The organism is Bradyrhizobium tropiciagri, assembly GCF_001189845.1.
Lineage (GTDB): Bacteria > Pseudomonadota > Alphaproteobacteria > Rhizobiales > Xanthobacteraceae > Bradyrhizobium > Bradyrhizobium tropiciagri.
In genome coordinates, this window is the sequence record NZ_LFLZ01000004.1 from 87,220 (window position 1) to 104,457 (window position 17,238).

At 65.3% G+C, this 17,238-nt stretch carries 9 protein-coding genes and 1 pseudogene; 8 read left to right on the forward strand and 2 right to left on the reverse strand.

All coding sequences use genetic code 11. The annotated features are described in order from the left end of the window. Positions 1-267 precede the first annotated feature (267 nt). Positions 268-1,464 (reverse strand): cystathionine beta-lyase, encoded by a 1,197-nt coding sequence (metC, locus tag AKN84_RS05100; RefSeq protein WP_050419678.1) that lies wholly within the window; start codon positions 1,462-1,464, stop codon positions 268-270. Positions 1,465-1,791: 327 nt separating this feature from the next. Between metC and AKN84_RS05105 the strand changes: the two are divergent. From AKN84_RS05105 to AKN84_RS05120, 4 genes and pseudogenes are all read left to right on the forward strand, one after another. Continuing rightward, positions 1,792-2,807: pseudogene (locus AKN84_RS05105) on the forward strand (amino acid ABC transporter substrate-binding protein). Between the two features lie 25 nt (positions 2,808-2,832). Then, positions 2,833-4,038: an amino acid ABC transporter permease gene (locus AKN84_RS05110; RefSeq protein ID WP_050419679.1), complete on the forward strand. Its 1,206-nt coding sequence runs from the start codon at positions 2,833-2,835 to the stop codon at positions 4,036-4,038. Next, positions 4,035-5,555, forward strand: coding sequence for an amino acid ABC transporter permease (locus AKN84_RS05115; RefSeq protein ID WP_050419680.1), 1,521 nt, complete (start codon positions 4,035-4,037; stop codon positions 5,553-5,555). Before AKN84_RS05110 ends, AKN84_RS05115 begins: the two co-directional genes overlap by 4 nt. 11 nt (positions 5,556-5,566) lie before the next feature. Next, the gene (locus tag AKN84_RS05120; protein ID WP_050419681.1) at positions 5,567-6,307 is read left to right on the forward strand and encodes an amino acid ABC transporter ATP-binding protein; all 741 of its coding nucleotides are present in this window, start codon (positions 5,567-5,569) and stop codon (positions 6,305-6,307) included. Positions 6,308-6,418: 111 nt separating this feature from the next. Here AKN84_RS05120 and AKN84_RS05125 read toward each other — a convergent pair whose 3' ends face one another. Then, complete coding sequence (locus AKN84_RS05125) at positions 6,419-7,453, reverse strand: cysteine synthase A (protein WP_050419682.1); 1,035 nt, start codon at positions 7,451-7,453, stop codon at positions 6,419-6,421. A 572-nt stretch (positions 7,454-8,025) separates the two neighbouring features. Between AKN84_RS05125 and AKN84_RS05130 the strand changes: the two genes are divergently transcribed. From AKN84_RS05130 to AKN84_RS05145, 4 genes are read left to right on the forward strand one after another with little or no spacing between them, the layout of a single operon-like run. After that, the gene (locus AKN84_RS05130; RefSeq protein ID WP_128970481.1) at positions 8,026-9,495 is read left to right on the forward strand and encodes an efflux transporter outer membrane subunit; all 1,470 of its coding nucleotides are present in this window, start codon (positions 8,026-8,028) and stop codon (positions 9,493-9,495) included. Further along, a complete protein-coding gene (locus tag AKN84_RS05135) occupies positions 9,485-10,930 on the forward strand; it encodes an efflux RND transporter periplasmic adaptor subunit (RefSeq protein ID WP_050419683.1) in 1,446 nt (481 codons plus the stop codon). Before AKN84_RS05130 ends, AKN84_RS05135 begins: the two co-directional genes overlap by 11 nt. 48 nt (positions 10,931-10,978) lie before the next feature. Continuing rightward, positions 10,979-14,107: an efflux RND transporter permease subunit gene (locus tag AKN84_RS05140; protein WP_050419684.1), complete on the forward strand. Its 3,129-nt coding sequence runs from the start codon at positions 10,979-10,981 to the stop codon at positions 14,105-14,107. Further along, a complete protein-coding gene (locus AKN84_RS05145; protein WP_050419685.1) occupies positions 14,104-17,208 on the forward strand; it encodes an efflux RND transporter permease subunit in 3,105 nt (1,034 codons plus the stop codon). Before AKN84_RS05140 ends, AKN84_RS05145 begins: the two co-directional genes overlap by 4 nt. The last annotated feature ends 30 nt before the right edge of the window (positions 17,209-17,238 follow it).

Sequence of the window (17,238 nt, forward strand, 5' to 3'; positions counted from 1 at the left end):
TTAACGCCGGGCAGTCACGTCCCTACGGCACTGACAGCCCTTCCCGGAGCATCACTACGGCCGCAAAAGTATAAGGGAACTTGATGGAAGGTCCGGACAATTAAGGGATTGGTGGGGATGGTGAACGGCGAGTTATCGGCGTCAGTCGCATCTCCGCAGAATCCCGGAGATCGTACGCGCCCAACGTGTACGACGCTGCTCCCACACGGCGTCACGGCCGCTCGGCCGTGGTTAATGTCGTCTAACGCGCGAGGTCGCGTGGCAGGATCAGAGCGCGGCCTTCAACGCAGCAAATCCACGATCGAGATCGGCCTTGAGGTCGTCGAGATTTTCGAGCCCGATATGCAGCCGCAGCGTCGGCCCGCCCGGCGCCCATTTGGTCGCGGTGCGATAGTCGCTGCAGTCGAACGGGATGGCGAGGCTCTCGAAGCCGCCCCAGGAAAAGCCCATGCCGAACAGCTGGAGCGCGTCGAGCATCGCATCGACTGCGGCCTGTGGCACCGGCTTCAGCACGATGCTGAACAGTCCGGAGGCGCCGGTGAAGTCGCGTTTCCAGATCGCGTGCCCCGGATCGGTCTCGAGGGCAGGGTGCAGCACCCGATCGACCTCGGGCCGCGCGCCAAGCCAGCGCGCGATCTCGAGCCCGGAGCGATGGTGCTGCGCAAGCCGCACCGACAGCGTGCGGACCCCGCGCAGCGCGAGATAGACGTCGTCGGGACCGGCACAGACGCCGAGCAGGCGGATCGCCTCCTGAACCAGCGGCCAGGCCTTCGCATTGGCCGCGATGGTGCCGAACATGATGTCGGAGTGGCCGCCGATATACTTTGTGCCGGCCTGCATGCTGATGTCGACGCCCTGTTCGAGCGAGCGGTGATAGAGCGCGGTCGCCCAGGTGTTGTCGTCGATCACGAGGGCGCCGCGGGCATGCGCCACCGCCGATATCGCGCGGACATCCGGCATCTCGAAGGATTGCGAACCGGGCGCTTCGAGCAGCACCGCGCTTGTATTCGGCTTGAACAGCGTCTCGATGCCGGCGCCGATCAGCGGATCGAAATAGCTGGTCTCGATGCCGTAGCGCTTCAGCACGTTGTCGCAGAAATTGCGGGTTGGCCGATAGGCGTTGTCGCAGACCAGCAGGTGGTCGCCGGCCTTCAGCACGGCGAGCAGCGTGGTGCTGATCGCGGCCAGTCCCGACGGGGCGAGGCCGACGCCGGCGCATTGCGGGCCTTCCAGCGCCATCAGCACGTCCTGCAGCGCCCGCGTGGTCGGGCTGCCGTGGCGGCCATAGGTAAATTCGGCGCGATGGGCGTGCAGCGCCTCGGCGGTCGGATAGAGCACGGTCGAGCCGTGAAACACCGGCGGATTGACGAAGCCCTTCTGGGCCTTGGTGTCGCGGCCGGCCGTGACCAGGCGGGTCGCGGCGTCTTGCGGGCGGGAGGGCGTGGAGCCGTCGGAGGAGGTCATGGTTCGCTGCCGTTAGACTTTAGACTTTTTGCCGCAGCCGTACCGCGCCGGAAGACGGGGCCACGCCGGGAGTTGCTACTAACAAGAGGTAGAAGACATGCGTCAACCCCTTGACCCGGCTCGCCAGTCGCTATATGATGCGGCGCAACTACCCGTCGCCGCACGTTGAGGGGCCTGCCGCGACCTACGATCCGTTGCCTGACCGGTTTGCACGCCAAACTGCCGGTTCGATCAGCACTATTTGCTGCAGGGGATCATTGGGATGGCCCGTGAACGCGAGGCGATCACAAAGCAAACGTCCGACGGACGACCCTGAAAGGCCCGCCCATGAAACGCGTATCCCTGGCTGTCATACTTGCCGCTGCCGCCGCCCTGTCGGTCCAGGCGCCTCGGCGCAAACCCTCAAGACGGTCAAGGATCGGGGCCAGCTGTCCTGCGGCGTCAGCCAGGGCCTGCCCGGTTTTTCGGCACCCGACGACAAGGGGAACTGGACCGGGATCGACGTCGACGTGTGCCGGGCCATCGCCGCCGTGGTGCTCGACGACCCGACCAAGGTCAAGTTCGTGCCGCTGTCGGCCAAGGATCGCTTCACCGCGTTGCAGTCCGGCGAGATCGACGTGCTGTCGCGCAATACCACCTGGACGGTGTCGCGTGACACCTCGCTCGGCGCCAATTTCACCGGCGTGACCTATTATGACGGGCAGGGCTTCATGGTGAAGAAGTCGCTCAAGGTCAATTCGGCGCTCGAACTGAACAGCGCTTCGGTTTGCGTGCAGACCGGAACCACCACGGAGCAGAACCTCGCCGACTTCTTCAAGGGTAACAACATGAAGTATGAAGTGATCGCGTTCGGCAGCATCGACGAAGCGGTCAAGGCCTATGAATCCGGACGCTGCGACGTCTTCACCGACGACGCCTCCGGACTCTATGCCAGCCGTCTGAAGCTTGCGAACCCCGCCGATCACATCGTGCTCCCGGAAATCATTTCCAAGGAGCCACTGGGGCCGATGGTGCGCCACGGCGACGACCAGTGGTTCGATATCGTGAAGTGGACGCTGTTTGCGATGATCAATGCCGAGGAGCTCGGCATCACCCAGAAGAACGTCGACACGATGCTCAAATCCGACAAACCGGAGATGAAGCGGGTGCTCGGCACCGACGGCAATCTGGGCGAACAGCTCGGCCTCACCAAGGACTGGGTGGTGCGGATCGTGAAGGCGGTCGGCAACTACGGCGAGACCTTCGAGCGCAATGTCGGCACCGGCTCGCCGCTCGGCATCGCCCGTGGCGTCAACAACCTCTGGAACAAGGGCGGTATCCAATACGCGCCGCCGATCCGCTGATCGATCCCGGCCAACGGCTGCCGCGATGAGCATCGCGCCCCGCAAACCACCGTTGCAATTTGCCCTCAGGCTGAAGCGTGCGCTTGGCGGCAAGGCCGGCTGGAACGGGTTGGCCGCCCAGATTGCCTTCGCCGCGATCCTGGCCTGGATCGCCTATGAGATCGTGGCGAATGCGCGCATGAACCTGGAGACCCAGCACATTGCGTCGGGCTTCGGCTTTCTCAACTACAACGCAGGCTTTGACGTCAATCAGAGCCTGATCGCCTACAACAATTCCGACACCTACTGGCGGGTGTTCTTTGTCGGCCTGTTGAATACGATCCTGGTTTCGGTGATCGGCATCGTGTTTGCCACCGTGATCGGCTTCATCGTGGCGCTGTGTCGGTTGTCGCCCAATTTGCTGCTGGCGCGGATCGGCGGCCTCTATGTCGAGATCGTCAGGAATTTGCCGCTCCTGTTCCAGATCCTGTTCTGGTATCTCGCGGTGCTCGCGGCGCTGCCGGCGCCGCGGCAGAGCATTTCGATCTTCAATACGTTCTTCCTCAACAATCGCGGCCTGGTCGTGCCGCAGCCGGTCACCGAGCCGGGGCTCTATCCGTTCATCGCCGCGCTCGCGGTCGGCACCGTCTTGGCGCTGGGATTGCGGGGCTACGCGCGGCGTGCCCTGTTCCAGCGCGGACAGATGATCCGGATCTGGCCCTACGTGCTGGGTTGTCTCGTCGGTCTGCCGCTGGTCTCGATGCTGGTCTTCGGCGGCCCGTTGAAGTTCGAGCTGCCGCAGCTGAAGGGTTTCAACTTCGCTGGCGGCGCGCGGATCATCCCCGAATTCGTGGCGCTGACGGTCGCGTTGTCGACCTACACGGGGGCCTTCATCGCCGAGATCGTCCGCGCCGGCGTCATGTCGGTGCACAAGGGACAGATGGAGGCGGGCTCGTCGCTCGGCCTCAGCCGCGCCGCGACGCTGCGGCTGATCGTGGTGCCGCAGGCAATGCGCGTCATCGTGCCGCCGCTGACCAGCCAGTACCTCAATCTCACCAAGAATTCGTCGCTGGCGGTGGCCATTGGCTATCCGGATCTGGTCTCGGTATTCGCCGGCACCGCGGTGAGCCAGACCGGGCAGGCGATCGAGATCATCGCCATGACGATGGGCGTCTACCTGCTGCTCTCGCTGACGACGAGCGCGCTGATGAGCGTCTATGGCTGGCGCATCAACCGGAGCATGGCGGCATGACGGATCTCTCCGCCCCGTCCTTTGTCCGGCAGGACCTGGTCGCCGAGCGCGCGGCGCCGGCAAAGACCACCGGCCTCATCGGCTTCGTGCGCATGCGGTTGTTGAATTCGCCGGGCAACATCCTGCTCACGATCCTCGGGCTCTTGTTGGCCTGGTACATCGTGATCCCGGCCATCAAGTTCCTTCTGGTCGACGCGATCTGGACCGGCAAGGATCGCACCGCCTGCCTCGCAGACAAGGCGGGGCACGAGGTCGGCGCCTGCTGGCCCTATATTCAGGCCAAGCTGACGCAGTTGATCTACGGCTTCTATCCGGAAGCCCAGCGCTGGCGCGTCAATCTCACTTATGGGCTCGGCGCGGCGCTGTTGCTGCCGCTGCTGATGCCGCGCCTGCCGGCGAAGGCACTGAACTCCGGGCTGTTCTTCTTCGCGTTTCCTGTGGTGGCGTTTTTCCTGCTGCATGGCGGCGGCATCGCGGGCTTCGGCGTGAGCTGGACTGCCGGCCTGTTGCAGCTGTTCGAGCAGAGCATTGGCGGCGCCGGCGACCTGCTGGTCAACCTCAGCAAGAGTTCGGCGATCGGCCCGCTGCCGTGGGTGCTGGGCAAGCTGCTGGTCCTCGTCGGCTTGCTAATCCATTGGCTGATCTTTCCGCTGACCTGGCTGCGCGATCAGTTGCAGCTCTCGTCGGTGCCGGTCTGGGGCGATTTTCTCCTGACTGCCGTGATCGTCTCCGCCGTGCTGTTTGTGCTCGGCGGCGGCCTGCGCAGCGGCGGCAGGGCACTGATCGGCAGCCTGCTGACGTTTGCCGGGATCGCAGCGGGCATCAAGCTGATGGGGCTCGATCGCGGCGGCTTTCCGATCGTCGACACGCGGCTGTGGGGCGGCCTCCTGGTGACGCTGGTGATCGCGATCACCGGCATCGTCGCCTCGATGCCGATCGGGATTGCGCTCGCGCTCGGCCGCCGCTCGACCATCCCGCTGATCCGGATCTTCTCGATCGCCTTCATCGAATTCTGGCGCGGCGTGCCGCTGATCACGGTGCTGTTCTTCGCGACCTACATGCTGCCGCTGTTCGTGCCGGGCAATTTCGCCGTCGACGGCCTGCTGCGTGCGTTGATCGGCGTCGCGATCTTTACCGGCGCCTATATGGCGGAGGTGATCAGGGGCGGGCTCGCTGCGGTGGCGCGCGGGCAGGCGGAAGCCGCATCGGCGCTCGGCCTGTCCTGGTGGAAGACGACGTCGCTGATCGTGCTGCCGCAGGCGCTGCGCTACGTCATCCCCGGTATCGTCAACAGCTTCATCTCGCTGTTCAAGGATACTTCGCTGGTGTCGATCGTGGCGCTGTTCGATCTGTTGGGCTCGCTACGGGCGTCGTTCTCGGACCCGAACTGGTCGACGCCGACCACAGCCTTTACCGGCTTCGCCTTTGCCGGAATGATCTATTTCGTGTTCTGCTTTGGAATGTCGCGCTACTCGCTGTTTGTCGAAAATCGGCTCAACGCTCATCGCCGCCACTGAACAAGGTCACCATGTCCACAACCCCGATCGTCAACATTTCCACGCTCAACAAATGGTACGGCGACTTCCACGTGTTGCGCGACATCAACCTTGAGGTCGGCAAGGGCGAGCGAATCGTGATCTGCGGTCCGTCCGGTTCGGGCAAGTCGACCCTGATCCGCTGCATCAACGCGCTGGAGGAGTTCCAGGAGGGCGAGATCGTGGTCGACGGCATCGAGCTCGGACCGAACCTGCGCCGGGTCGATGAGGTGCGGCGCGAGGTCGGCATGGTGTTCCAGAGCTTCAACCTGTTCCCGCATCTCACCGTGCTCGACAATTGCACGCTGGCCCCGATCTGGGTGCGCAACATCCCGAAGAAGGATGCCGAGGCGACCGCGATGAAGTTCCTCGAGCGGGTCAAGATCCCGCATCAGGCCAACAAGTTCCCCGGCCAGATGTCGGGCGGTCAGCAGCAGCGCGTCGCGATCGCGCGCGCGCTGACCATGAACCCGAAGGTGATGCTGTTCGACGAGCCGACCTCGGCGCTCGACCCGGAAATGGTCAAGGAGGTGCTCGACACCATGGTCGACCTCGCCAGAGAAGGCATGACCATGCTGGTCGTGACCCACGAAATGGGCTTCGCCCGCGAGGTCGCCAACCGCGTCGTGTTCATGGACGCCGGCCAGATCATCGAGTCGAACACGCCGCAGGAATTCTTCGCCAACCCGCAGCATGCGCGGTCGAAGCTGTTCCTGAGCCAGATTCTGCGGTGACAGTTTCCGTCATTGCGAGCGGAGCGAAGCAATCCACATGTCCGCGTGGAGCGCATGGATTGCTTCGTCGCTATCGCTCCTCGCAATGACGCTTGTAGCGACGTTCGCAACTCACACGAACGGCAGCTCGATCTTGCTGCGCTTTTCCAGCCATTCCGGGACCGGCAGATTCTTCGAACGCATGAAGGCCGGGTTGAACAGCTTGGACTGATAGCGGTTGCCGGAATCGGCGAGGATGGTGACGATGGTCTTGCCGGGGCCGAGCTGCTTGGCAAGCTGGATCGCGCCGGCGATGTTGACGCCGGTCGAGCCGCCGAGGCACAGGCCTTCGTGCTCCAGCAGCTCATAGATGATGGTCACGGCGTCCTCGTCGGAGACCAGGAACGCGTCGTCGACATTCGCGGTCTCGATGACAGGCGTCTTGCGGCCGAGCCCGATGCCTTCCGTGATCGAGTCGCCGGGCGTCGATTTGACCTGGCCGTTCTTGAACAGTTCGTACATCGCAAAGCCGTGCGGATCGGCGCAGGCCGTGACGATGTCCTTGTTCTTTTCCTTCAGATAACGGCTGATGCCGGCGAGCGTGCCGCCGGTGCCGACCGAGCAGATGAAGCCGTCGACCTTGCCGTTGGTCTGCTGCCAGATCTCGGGCCCGGTCGAGTCGTAATGCGCCTTGGGATTGTCGAGGTTGTTCCACTGGTCGGCGAACAGGACGCCGTTCGGCTCGGTCTTGCGCAGCTGCTCGGCGAGGCGCTTGCCGAGATGCTGGTAATTGTTCGGATTGGAGTAGGGCAGCGCCGGCGCCTCGACAAGTTCGGCCCCGCATAGCCGCAGCATGTCCTTCTTTTCCTGGCTCTGCGTCTCCGGAATGACGATCAGGGTGCGGTAGCCGCGCGCACTCGCCACGACCGCAAGCCCGATGCCGGTATTGCCCGCGGTCGATTCGACCACCAGGCCGCCGGGCTTCAGATCGCCGCGCTTTTCGGCCTCCAGAATCATCCCCTTGCCGGCGCGATCCTTGACCGACTGGCCGGGATTCATGAATTCGGCCTTGCCGAGAATGGTGCAGCCGGTCAGTTCTGATGCACGCTTCAGCTTGATGAGGGGGGTGTTGCCGATCGCTTCAATGACGTCTTTGTTGAATGCCATGTCGGGGAATTTCTTTGCCGGTCTGTGTCTTGCTTGCCGCGAACCTAGTGTGCTGATCGAAAAAGGGAAGGGCTTTTGCACTGCGGCAAATGGCGGGTTCACCACGCATCACCGCATGCGCGTGGCCATCACGGGCATGCGGAGAACAACGTTTTTCGGCGGTCGGGACGTCCGGCAGAATCGTTCCGCTGCGGGCGGTTTTGCGTCAGCCGCCGCGAGGGCGTCGTTGTGCTGGCGCATCTTGCGGATTCGGCGCAACAGGGCCGAGAAATCCCCATGAAATCTTTGTTAGAATCGAGACTTCCGGCACCGGTCTGAAACGCGCGCAAATGCCGTAAAAATAGGGAAAAGCCCGCAATCAGGGTGGCCTCGAATCGCTTGCGATGCGACGTCGCGCATTCGTGACAGGGGCTGTCCGCCCTATTGTCCCAAGGGTAGGATGGGACAGCCAGGTTCCATTGAAAGCATTACCCCGTGTACGTCACCCAGACCACCGCTGAACGCGTCACTCGTGCGCCATGGGCGAAGTCTGGCTCCGGCGGAGAACGGGTGTGACCCAGCAAGCATCCGTGATGGTGCCTGGAGGCCGGTTCGGCCTCGCCGTCCGCGTGCGACGGCTGGCGGGACGCTCGCTCGTCGCGCTTGGGCTGGTCGCGGGCTCGGCCGGCTGCATCCTGACCCAGGACATCCCAGATCCGGCGCTCGACGTGCCGCAGGGCTACAAGGCCGCGCGGCTTGGCCGATCGGGCGACGCGCTTCCGACGCTCGACTGGTGGCGCGGCTTCCGCTCCAAGGAGCTGACGCAGCTGATGGAGGAGGCGCAGACCGTCAACCTCGACATCGCGGCTGCCGTGGCGCGCTTCCGCCAGGCCGACGCGCTGGCGCGGCAGGCCGGTGCGGCGCTGCTGCCGACCCTCAATCTCAATGGATCGGAGACCTACTCGCGCACCTCCGGCTCCAGCGCCAGCGGCCTCACCAATGGCGGACGCGAGGTGGTGAACTACAATGCCTCGCTCAGCGCCAGCTACCAGCTCGACTTCTGGGGCCAGAATCGCGACGCCGCGCAGGCGGCGGAGGAGACCGCCGTCGCCAACCGGTTCGACCGCGAGGTGGTGGCGCTGACCACGCTCACCAGCGTCGCCAACGCCTATTTCACGGTGCTCGCCACCCAGGACCGGTTGCGCACCGCGCAGCGCAACATCGCCAGCGCCGAGCGGATCCTCAACGCGATCAAGGACCGCTTCAAGGCCGGCACCGGCTCGGATCTCGACGTCGCGCAGCAGGAGAGCGTGCTGGCGAACCAGCGTGCGCTGGTGCCGCCGCTGCGGCAGACGCTCGACCAGAACAGCAACGCGCTCGCGGTGTTGGTGTCGCGGCCGCCGGAGAGCGTGCGCGTCGCCGGCGGCTCGCTCAACTCGGTTGCGATCCCGCGCGTCACGCCGGGGCTGCCGTCCGAATTGCTCACCCAGCGTCCCGATATCCGCCGGCAGGAGGCACAGCTCGCATCCGCCACCGCCAATGTCGGCAGCGCGCGGGCGCAGTTCTTCCCGAGCATCCAGCTGACCGGGACGGGCGGCTACCAGAGCCAGGCGCTGGTCTCTCTGTTCCAGCCGCACGCGGCGTTCTTCAACCTGGTCGGCAGCATGACGCAGCCGATCTTCGACGGCGGCCGGATCCTCGGCAATTTCGAAAACGCGAAGGCGAAGCAGGACGAACTGCTGCAGACCTATCGCAAGACGGTCGTGCAATCGTTCACCGATGTCGACAACGCGCTGGTCGCGATCCGCGAGACCACGCGGCGGCTGCAGTTGCAACGCGACGTGCTGTCGTCGTCGCGGCGCGCTTTCGACCTGGCCGAGCAGCAGCTCAAGGCCGGCACCGCCGACATCGTAACTGTGTTAAACACGCAGCTGACTCTGTTCCAGGCGGAAGATGCCTATTCGCAGGCCCAATTGGCCCGGCTTTTGGCGATCGTGAGCCTGTATCAGGCCTTGGGGGGCGGCTGGGAACCGAAGATGGAAAGACCGGTCGATGCTCTTTAAGCCCGACTCCAAGGAAAACGACAGGGACGACGAGAAAAGCACTGTGCCGCGCAAGCGGAGCATCCTCTCGCGCGTGCTCGGGCGCATGGTGTCGCTGCTCATCACGCTCGTGATCCTGGGCGGGCTCGGCTATCTCGGCTGGCTCGCCTTCCAGCCCAAGCCAAATGGAGGCGGCGGGCGCGGCGCGGGCGCGCGGCCCGATCTGCCGGTACCGGTGCTTGCGGCCACGCCACAGGTGCACGACGTGCCGGTCTATCTCGACGGGGTCGGCTCGGTGAAGGCGCTGAACACGGTCACCGTGCGCTCGCAGGTCGACGGCAAGCTGCTCAAGGTCAATTTCGTCGAGGGCCAGGACGTCAAGAAGGACGAGGTGCTCGGCGAGATCGATCCCGCGATCTACCAGGCGCAATACGATCAGGCGGTGGCCACGAAGGCCAAGGACGAAGCGCTGCTCGCCAATCAGAAGATCGACCTTGCCCGCTATGAGCAGCTCGCTGCCACCAACGCGGGCTCCAAGCAGCAGGCCGACACGCAGCGCGCGCTGGTCGCGCAGCAGCAGGCCATCATCAAGGCCGACCAGGCCCAGATCGATAATGCGCGCACCACGCTCGGCTATACCAAGATCGTTGCTCCGATCGCGGGGCGCGCCGGTCTGCGCCAGGTCGACCAGGGCAACATCATTCACGCCTCCGACACCACGGGGCTCGTGATCCTGACCCAGCTGCAGCCGATCGCGGTGTGGTTCAGCCTGCCGCAGCAGCAGATCATGCGGGTCAACGCCGCCGCCGCCAAAGGCCAGCTTGCGGTCGACGTGTTCGGCAATGACGGCGTCACCGTGATCGACACCGGCAAGCTCACCGGCATCGACAATCAGGTCGATCCGACCACCGGCACGCTGAAGCTGAAGGCCGAGCTCCCGAATGCCAGCTACCAGCTCTGGCCCGGGCAGTTCGTCAATGTGCGGCTCAAGGTCGAGACCCTGCCGCAGGCGATCGTGGTGCCGACCTCGGCCGTGCAGCGCGGTCCAGCCGGCACGTTCAGCTATGTGATCGGCGCCGATAACGTCGTCACCGCCAAGCCGGTCACGGTCACGCAGCAGAACGAGCATGAGGCCGTCATCGCCAGCGGGCTGACCACATCCGACCGCGTCGTCACGACCGGCTTTGCCAATCTCGCCGACGGCGCCAAGGTCATCGTCGGCAAGGACGACGGGCCACCGGCAGCCGATCTCGCGCCGCGCAAGCGCAGCCGCACTCCCGATGGCAAAACCGGGGGCCAGAGCAAGGACGGCAAGCAGGACGGACAGGGCAAGAGCGGCGAGCATAACGGCCGGCCCGAGCACAGCGAACGTGACCAGAAGGGGCAGACCGGACCGGCGCCTGCGCCGGCGGCAGGGGGCGAACAGCCGGGCGGCGCGCCGAAGGCGCAGCCATGACCGGCTCCCCGACCTCGTAATGTCCGACGTTAAAGCGAGAACGCAACCATGAGCGTCTCCGAACCGTTCATCCGCCGGCCGATCGCCACTTCGCTGCTCGGCATCGCCCTGATGATCGGCGGTGCGCTCGGCTATTGGGCACTGCCGGTCTCGGCGCTGCCGCAGGTCGACTTTCCGACCGTACAGGTGACGACGCAGCTGCCCGGTGCGAGCCCCGACGTGGTGGCCTCGCTGATCACGGCGCCGCTGGAGCGGCAGCTCGGGCAGATCCCGTCGCTGTCGTCGATGAACTCGACGAGCTCGTTCGGCGTCAGCCAGATCTCGCTGCAGTTCGACCTCAACCGCGACATCGACGGCGCCACGCAGGACGTGCAGGCCGCGATCAATGCCGCGGCCGGCATCCTGCCGAAGACGCTGCCGTACCCGCCGGTCTATGCCAAGGTGAACCCGGCGGACGCGCCGGTCATGACCCTGGCGCTGACCTCGGACACGATCTCGCTGCGGGCGATGAGCGATCTCGCCGACACCATCCTGGGCCAACGGCTGAGCCAGGTTTCCGGCGTCGGCCGGGTCTCGATCCTCGGCGGCCTCAAGCCGGCAGTGCGCGTGCAGGCCGACCTCGCCCGGCTTGCCGCCTATGGCATTGCGATGGAGGACCTGCGCAGCGCGATCGCCGGCGCCAACGTGTCGGGACCGAAGGGCTCGCTCGACGGCGCCCAGCAATCCTACACGATCGCCGCCAACGACCAGATCGCAGCGGCCGACGCCTACCGGCCGATCATCATCGCCTACCGCAATGGCTCGCCGGTCACGATCGGCGATGTCGCCCAGATCGTGGACGGGCTGGAGAACGACCGCACCGGCGGCTGGTACCAGGGCACACCGGCGGTCATCATCGATATCCAGCGTCAGCCCGGCGCCAACGTCATCGACGTCGTCAAGCAGATCCGCGGCGAAATCCCGCGGCTGCAGCGCTCGGTGCCGGCCGGCGTCAAGCTGACCATCGTCTCCGACCGCACGGTGACGATCCGCGCCTCGGTCCGCGACGTGCAGTTCACGCTGATCCTGAGCGTCGTGCTGGTGACCTTGGTGGTGCTGCTGTTCCTGCGGTCGCTGCGCGCGACCCTGATTGCCGGCGTCGCGCTGCCGCTGTCGCTGATCACGAGCTTCGGCATCATGTATTTCGCCGGCTTCAGCCTCGACAATCTGTCGCTGATGGCGCTGACCATCGGAACCGGTTTTGTGGTCGACGACGCCATCGTCATGATCGAGAACATCGTCCGCCACATGGAAGACGGCGAGACTGTCATGGAAGCCTCGCTCAAGGGCGCCAGCGAGATCGGCTTCACCGTGATCTCGCTGACGGTATCGCTGATCGCGGTGTTCATTCCGCTGTTGTTCATGTCCGGGCTGGTCGGCCGCATGTTCCGCGAATTCGCGCTGACTTTGACAATTGCGGTCGTGACCTCGGCAATCGTCTCGCTGACCCTGACGCCGATGATGTGCTCGCGGCTGCTCAAGGACATTCACGAGGAGATGGCGGTTCCGGGCCTCGCCGCGGTCAGCCGCTTCATCGACCGCATGGTGGAGTTCTACCATCGGACGCTGCTCTGGGTGCTGCAGCGCCAGCGCGCGACGCTGCTGGTGACGTTCGCGACCATCGCGCTGACGCTGATCATGTACGTGCTGGCGCCGAAGGGCTTCCTGCCGTTGCAGGACACCTCCTCGATCACGGCGGTGACCGAAGCCGGTCCCGACGTCTCGTTCGCCGAGATGCAGCGGCGGCAGAGCGCCGTCTCCGACATCATCAAGGCCGACCCCGACGTGGTCGGCGTGGTCTCGGTGATCGGCTCGGGTTCGGTCAATCCGACCACCAATGTCGGCCGCCTGGTGATGACCCTGAAGCCGCTCGACCAGCGGCGCGACGGCGTCGTCAACGTGATCGAGCGGCTGAAGCTGAAGATATCGTCGGTCCCCGGCATGACCGTCTACTTCCAGCCGGTGCAGGACGTGCAGATCTCGACCCAGTCCAGCCGCTCGCAATACCAGTACACGCTGACCGCGACCGATGCCGCCGAAGTCTCGCAATGGGCCCAGAAGCTGGTCGCCGAGATGCGGCGCGACCCGATCTTCCGCGACGTCTCCTCGGAGGCGCAGGATGGCGGCTTGCGCGCGGCGCTCGACATCAACCGACAGCGTGCCGGCCAGCTCGGCGTCAATCTGCAGGGCGTCACCGACACGCTGAACGACGCCTTCGCGCAGCGTCAGATCTCGACCATCTACGGCCAGGCCAACCAGTACCGCGTGGTGCTCGAGGCGCTGCCGATGTATCAGCGCGACCCGTCGATCCTCGACAAGCTCTATCTGCCCGGCGCGAACGGCGCGCAGGTGCCGCTGTCGGCGGTGGCGACGCTGGTCCGCACCACGGCGCCGCTCGCGATCTCGCACCAGGCGCAATTCCCGTCGGTCTCGCTCAGCTTCAACCTGGCGCCCGGGGAGGCGCTGGGCGACGCGGTCGTCGCCGTCAAGGCGATCGAGAGCAGGATCGGGATGCCCGGCAGCATCGTCGGCATCTATTCCGGCGACGCCGCCGAGTTTGCGCGCTCGCTTGCCGGGCAGCCCTGGCTGATCCTGGCCGCGATCATCACGATCTACATCGTGCTCGGCGTGCTCTACGAGAGCTACATCCATCCGATCACGATTCTCTCGACGCTGCCCTCGGCCGGCGTCGGCGCTATCCTCGCCTTGATGCTGTGCGGGCAGGACCTGTCGGTGATCGGCCTGATCGGCATCATTCTGTTGATGGGCATCGTCAAGAAGAACGCCATCATGATGATCGACTTCGCGCTGGAGGCCGAGCGGCATCAGGGCATGTCGTCCTATGACGCCATCGTGCAGGCCTGCCTGTTGCGGTTCCGGCCGATCATGATGACGACCCTGGCGGCGCTGTTCGGCGCGCTGCCGCTCGCGATCGAAAGCGGCACCGGCGCCGAGCTGCGCTTCCCGCTCGGTATCTCGATCATCGGCGGCCTGCTGCTGAGCCAGCTGCTGACGCTCTACACCACGCCCGTGATCTATCTCGCGCTCGACCGGCTCAACCGGCGGATCGAGCGGGCCGTGCCGGAGCCTGGTCCCAGCGGCCCGCCGATCGCGGGCGCCACCGAGGGCATGCAGTGATCTCGATCTCGGAGCCCTTCATCCGCCGGCCGGTGGGCACCACCTTGCTGGGGATCGGGCTGTTCCTGGTCGGGATCGTCGCCTACCAGTTCCTGCCGGTGTCGTCGGTTCCGAACGTCGATTTCCCGACCATCCGGGTGTCGGCGTCCCGGCCCGGTGCCGATCCCTCCGTGATGGCTTCGACCGTTGCAGCGCCGCTGGAGCGCAAGCTCGGCACCATCTCGGGCGTCGACCAGATCACCTCGACGAGCTCGCTCGGCGTCACCAGCATCCAGGTGCAGTTCTCGATCGGCCGTGACATCGACCGCGCCGCGCGCGACGTGCAGGCGGCGATCAATGCTTCGCTCGCCGATCTGCCGAGCGACCTGCCGTCGCTGCCCAAGTTCCGCAAGGCCAATCCGGCTGCGGCGCCCGTGTTCGTGCTGGCGCTGACCTCGAAGACGATCTCGACCAGCGCGATGTACGATGTCGCCGACACCGTGCTGGCACAGCGCATCTCGCAGGTGCCGGGGGTCGGCGAGGTCACCGTCAGTGGCGCCGACCAGCCGGCAGTGCGCATCGCGCTCAATCCGGTGTCGCTGGCCAATGCCGGAATCTCGACCGACGACGTCCGGCTCGCGATCATCAATGCCAATCCGCTGGGTCCCGTCGGCATCTTCAACGGCGACCGGCTAGCCGAGACGCTATCGATCAACAAGCAGATGCGCACCGCGGCCGAGTTCCGCGACATCCTCATCAAGAGCTCGAACGGCAATTTCGTCCGCCTCTCCGACGTCGCCGAGGTCGAGGATTCCGTCCGCAACTCGCGCTCGATCGCCTGGTTCAACAAGCAGCCGGCGGTGCTGATCCAGATCACCAAGCAGGGCGACGCCAACGTCATCGACACCGTCGACAACGTTCGCCGGCTGCTGCCGGAACTGAGGAAGTGGATCCCGGCCGGCGTCGAGATCTCGACCCTGGTCGATCGCACCGGAACGATCCGCGCCAGCGTCGAGGATATGCAGTTCACGCTGCTGGCGACCGCCATGCTTGTGATGGTCGTGGTGTTCGTGTTCCTGCGCCGGGTGGTGCCGACGATCGCGGCCGGCGTCTCGGTGCCGCTGGCGCTGGCCGGCACCTGCGCCGGGATGTGGCTCGCCGGCTTCTCGATCGACAATCTGTCGCTGATGGCGCTCGCGATCTCGGTCGGCTTCGTGGTCGACGACGCCATCGTCATGATCGAGAACATGTACCGCAATCTCGAGCAGGGCATGGCGCCATATCCGGCCGCGGTCGAAGGCGCCAAGCAGATCGGCTTCACTGTGCTGTCGATCTCGCTGTCGCTGATCGCGGCCTTCACGCCGCTGATCTTCATGGACGGCATCGTCGGCCGGCTGCTGCGGGAGTTCTCGCTGACCCTGACGTTTGCCATCATCGTGTCGACCCTGGTGTCGGTGACGATCACGCCGATGATCTGCGCCCACTACATCAAGGAGGCGACCTCGGAGCACGCGACCTGGTACGACCGCGCCATCGAGGGCACGCTGTCGCGGGTCGTGGCATTCTATGCATCGACCCTGCGCATCGTGCTCGGCTATCCCTTCCTGACCCTGATCGTGTTCTTCGCCACCGTCGCCCTGACGGTGACGCTCTACATCAAGACGCCGAAGGGCTATTTCCCGACCGACGACAGCGGATTCGTGATCGGTTCGACACGGGCCTCGGCCGATATCTCGTTCCAGTCGATGCTCCAGCTGCAGCAGCGGCTCGCCGACATCGTGATGGCAGACCCCGCGGTCGCCGGCATTGGCTCGTCGGTCGGCTCCGGCGGCGGCCCGGGCGGCGCCACCTCCAACCGCGGCACCATGTTCATCAGCCTGAAGCCGCCGGAGGAGCGGGGAGGCATGTCGACCGCCCAGGTGATCGACCGGCTGCGCCGCAACCTGTTCATGGTGCCGGGCATCCGCCTGTTCATGTTCGCCGCGCAGGACATCCGCACCGGCGGCCGGCAGAGCGATTCCGACTATCAATACACGCTCGCCTCGACCGACCTCGATCTGTTGCAGAAATGGGCGCCGCTCGTCGCCAAGCGGATGGAGACGGTGGAGGGCATCACCGACGTGTCCTCCGACCGCGATCCCGGCGGCCTGCAGCTCAACCTCGTGATCGACCGCAAGATCGCCTCCAGCCTCGGCGTCCGGGTGCAGGATATCGACAACGCGCTGAACAACGCGTTCTCGCAGCGGCAGATCTCTTACATCTACACCCAGCGCAACCAGTACGTGGTGGTGCTCGAGATTGATCCGAAGTTCCAGAGCGATCCCTCGAACCTCGAGCGCATCTATGTCGCCGGCGCCAACGACGTGCAGGTGCCGCTGTCGGCGCTGGTGCGCTACGAGCGCGGACTGTCGGCGCTCGCGGTCTATCATTCCGGCGGCTTCCCCTCGACCACGGTGTCGTTCAACCTGTTGCCGGACGTGCCGCTGGAGGTCGCGACCACGAACATCCAGCAGGCGGTCGACGAGCTGCACATGCCGGAGGGCATCCGCGGCAGCTTCGACGGCAATGCCGGCGACTTCAACAAGACGAGCGGGCGGCAGCCGCTGTTGATCCTCGGCGCGCTGATCGCGATGTATATCGTGCTCGGCGTGCTCTATGAGAGCCTCGCGCATCCGATCACGATCATCTCGACACTGCCGTCGGCCGGCCTCGGCGCCCTGCTGGCGTTGCAGGTGACCAACACGCCGCTGACCGTGATCGCCTTCGTCGGCATCATCCTCCTGATCGGCATCGTCAAGAAGAACGGCATCATGATGGTCGACTTCGCGCTCGAGGCCGAACGGCACCAGGGCCTGTCGTCGCGGGACGCGATCTTCGAGGCCTGCCGGGCGCGCTTCCGCCCGATCCTGATGACGACGATGGCCGCGCTGTTTGCCGGCATCCCGCTGGTCATTGCGACCGGCCCGGGCACCGAGCTGCGGCGGCCGCTCGGCATCACCATCATCGGCGGCCTGTTCGTGTCGCAGATCCTGACGCTCTACACCACGCCGGTGATCTATCTCTTGATCGACCGGCTGCGTCAGCGCCGCGAGCCGTCAGGCGTGCACGCGCCGGCGGAATAGTTTGAATTGCGCCGTCGTGGGCGTATAGCG

Coding starts and splice junctions, on each gene's coding strand:
- metC (WP_050419678.1), bottom strand. CDS start 1,464: ATGACCTCCTCCGACGGCTCCACGCCCTCCCGCCCGCAAGACGCCGCG.
- AKN84_RS05130 (WP_128970481.1), top strand. CDS start 8,026: ATGGTGCCTGGAGGCCGGTTCGGCCTCGCCGTCCGCGTGCGACGGCTG.
- AKN84_RS05115 (WP_050419680.1), top strand. CDS start 4,035: ATGACGGATCTCTCCGCCCCGTCCTTTGTCCGGCAGGACCTGGTCGCC.
- AKN84_RS05125 (WP_050419682.1), bottom strand. CDS start 7,453: ATGGCATTCAACAAAGACGTCATTGAAGCGATCGGCAACACCCCCCTC.
- AKN84_RS05135 (WP_050419683.1), top strand. CDS start 9,485: ATGCTCTTTAAGCCCGACTCCAAGGAAAACGACAGGGACGACGAGAAA.
- AKN84_RS05120 (WP_050419681.1), top strand. CDS start 5,567: ATGTCCACAACCCCGATCGTCAACATTTCCACGCTCAACAAATGGTAC.
- AKN84_RS05110 (WP_050419679.1), top strand. CDS start 2,833: ATGAGCATCGCGCCCCGCAAACCACCGTTGCAATTTGCCCTCAGGCTG.
- AKN84_RS05140 (WP_050419684.1), top strand. CDS start 10,979: ATGAGCGTCTCCGAACCGTTCATCCGCCGGCCGATCGCCACTTCGCTG.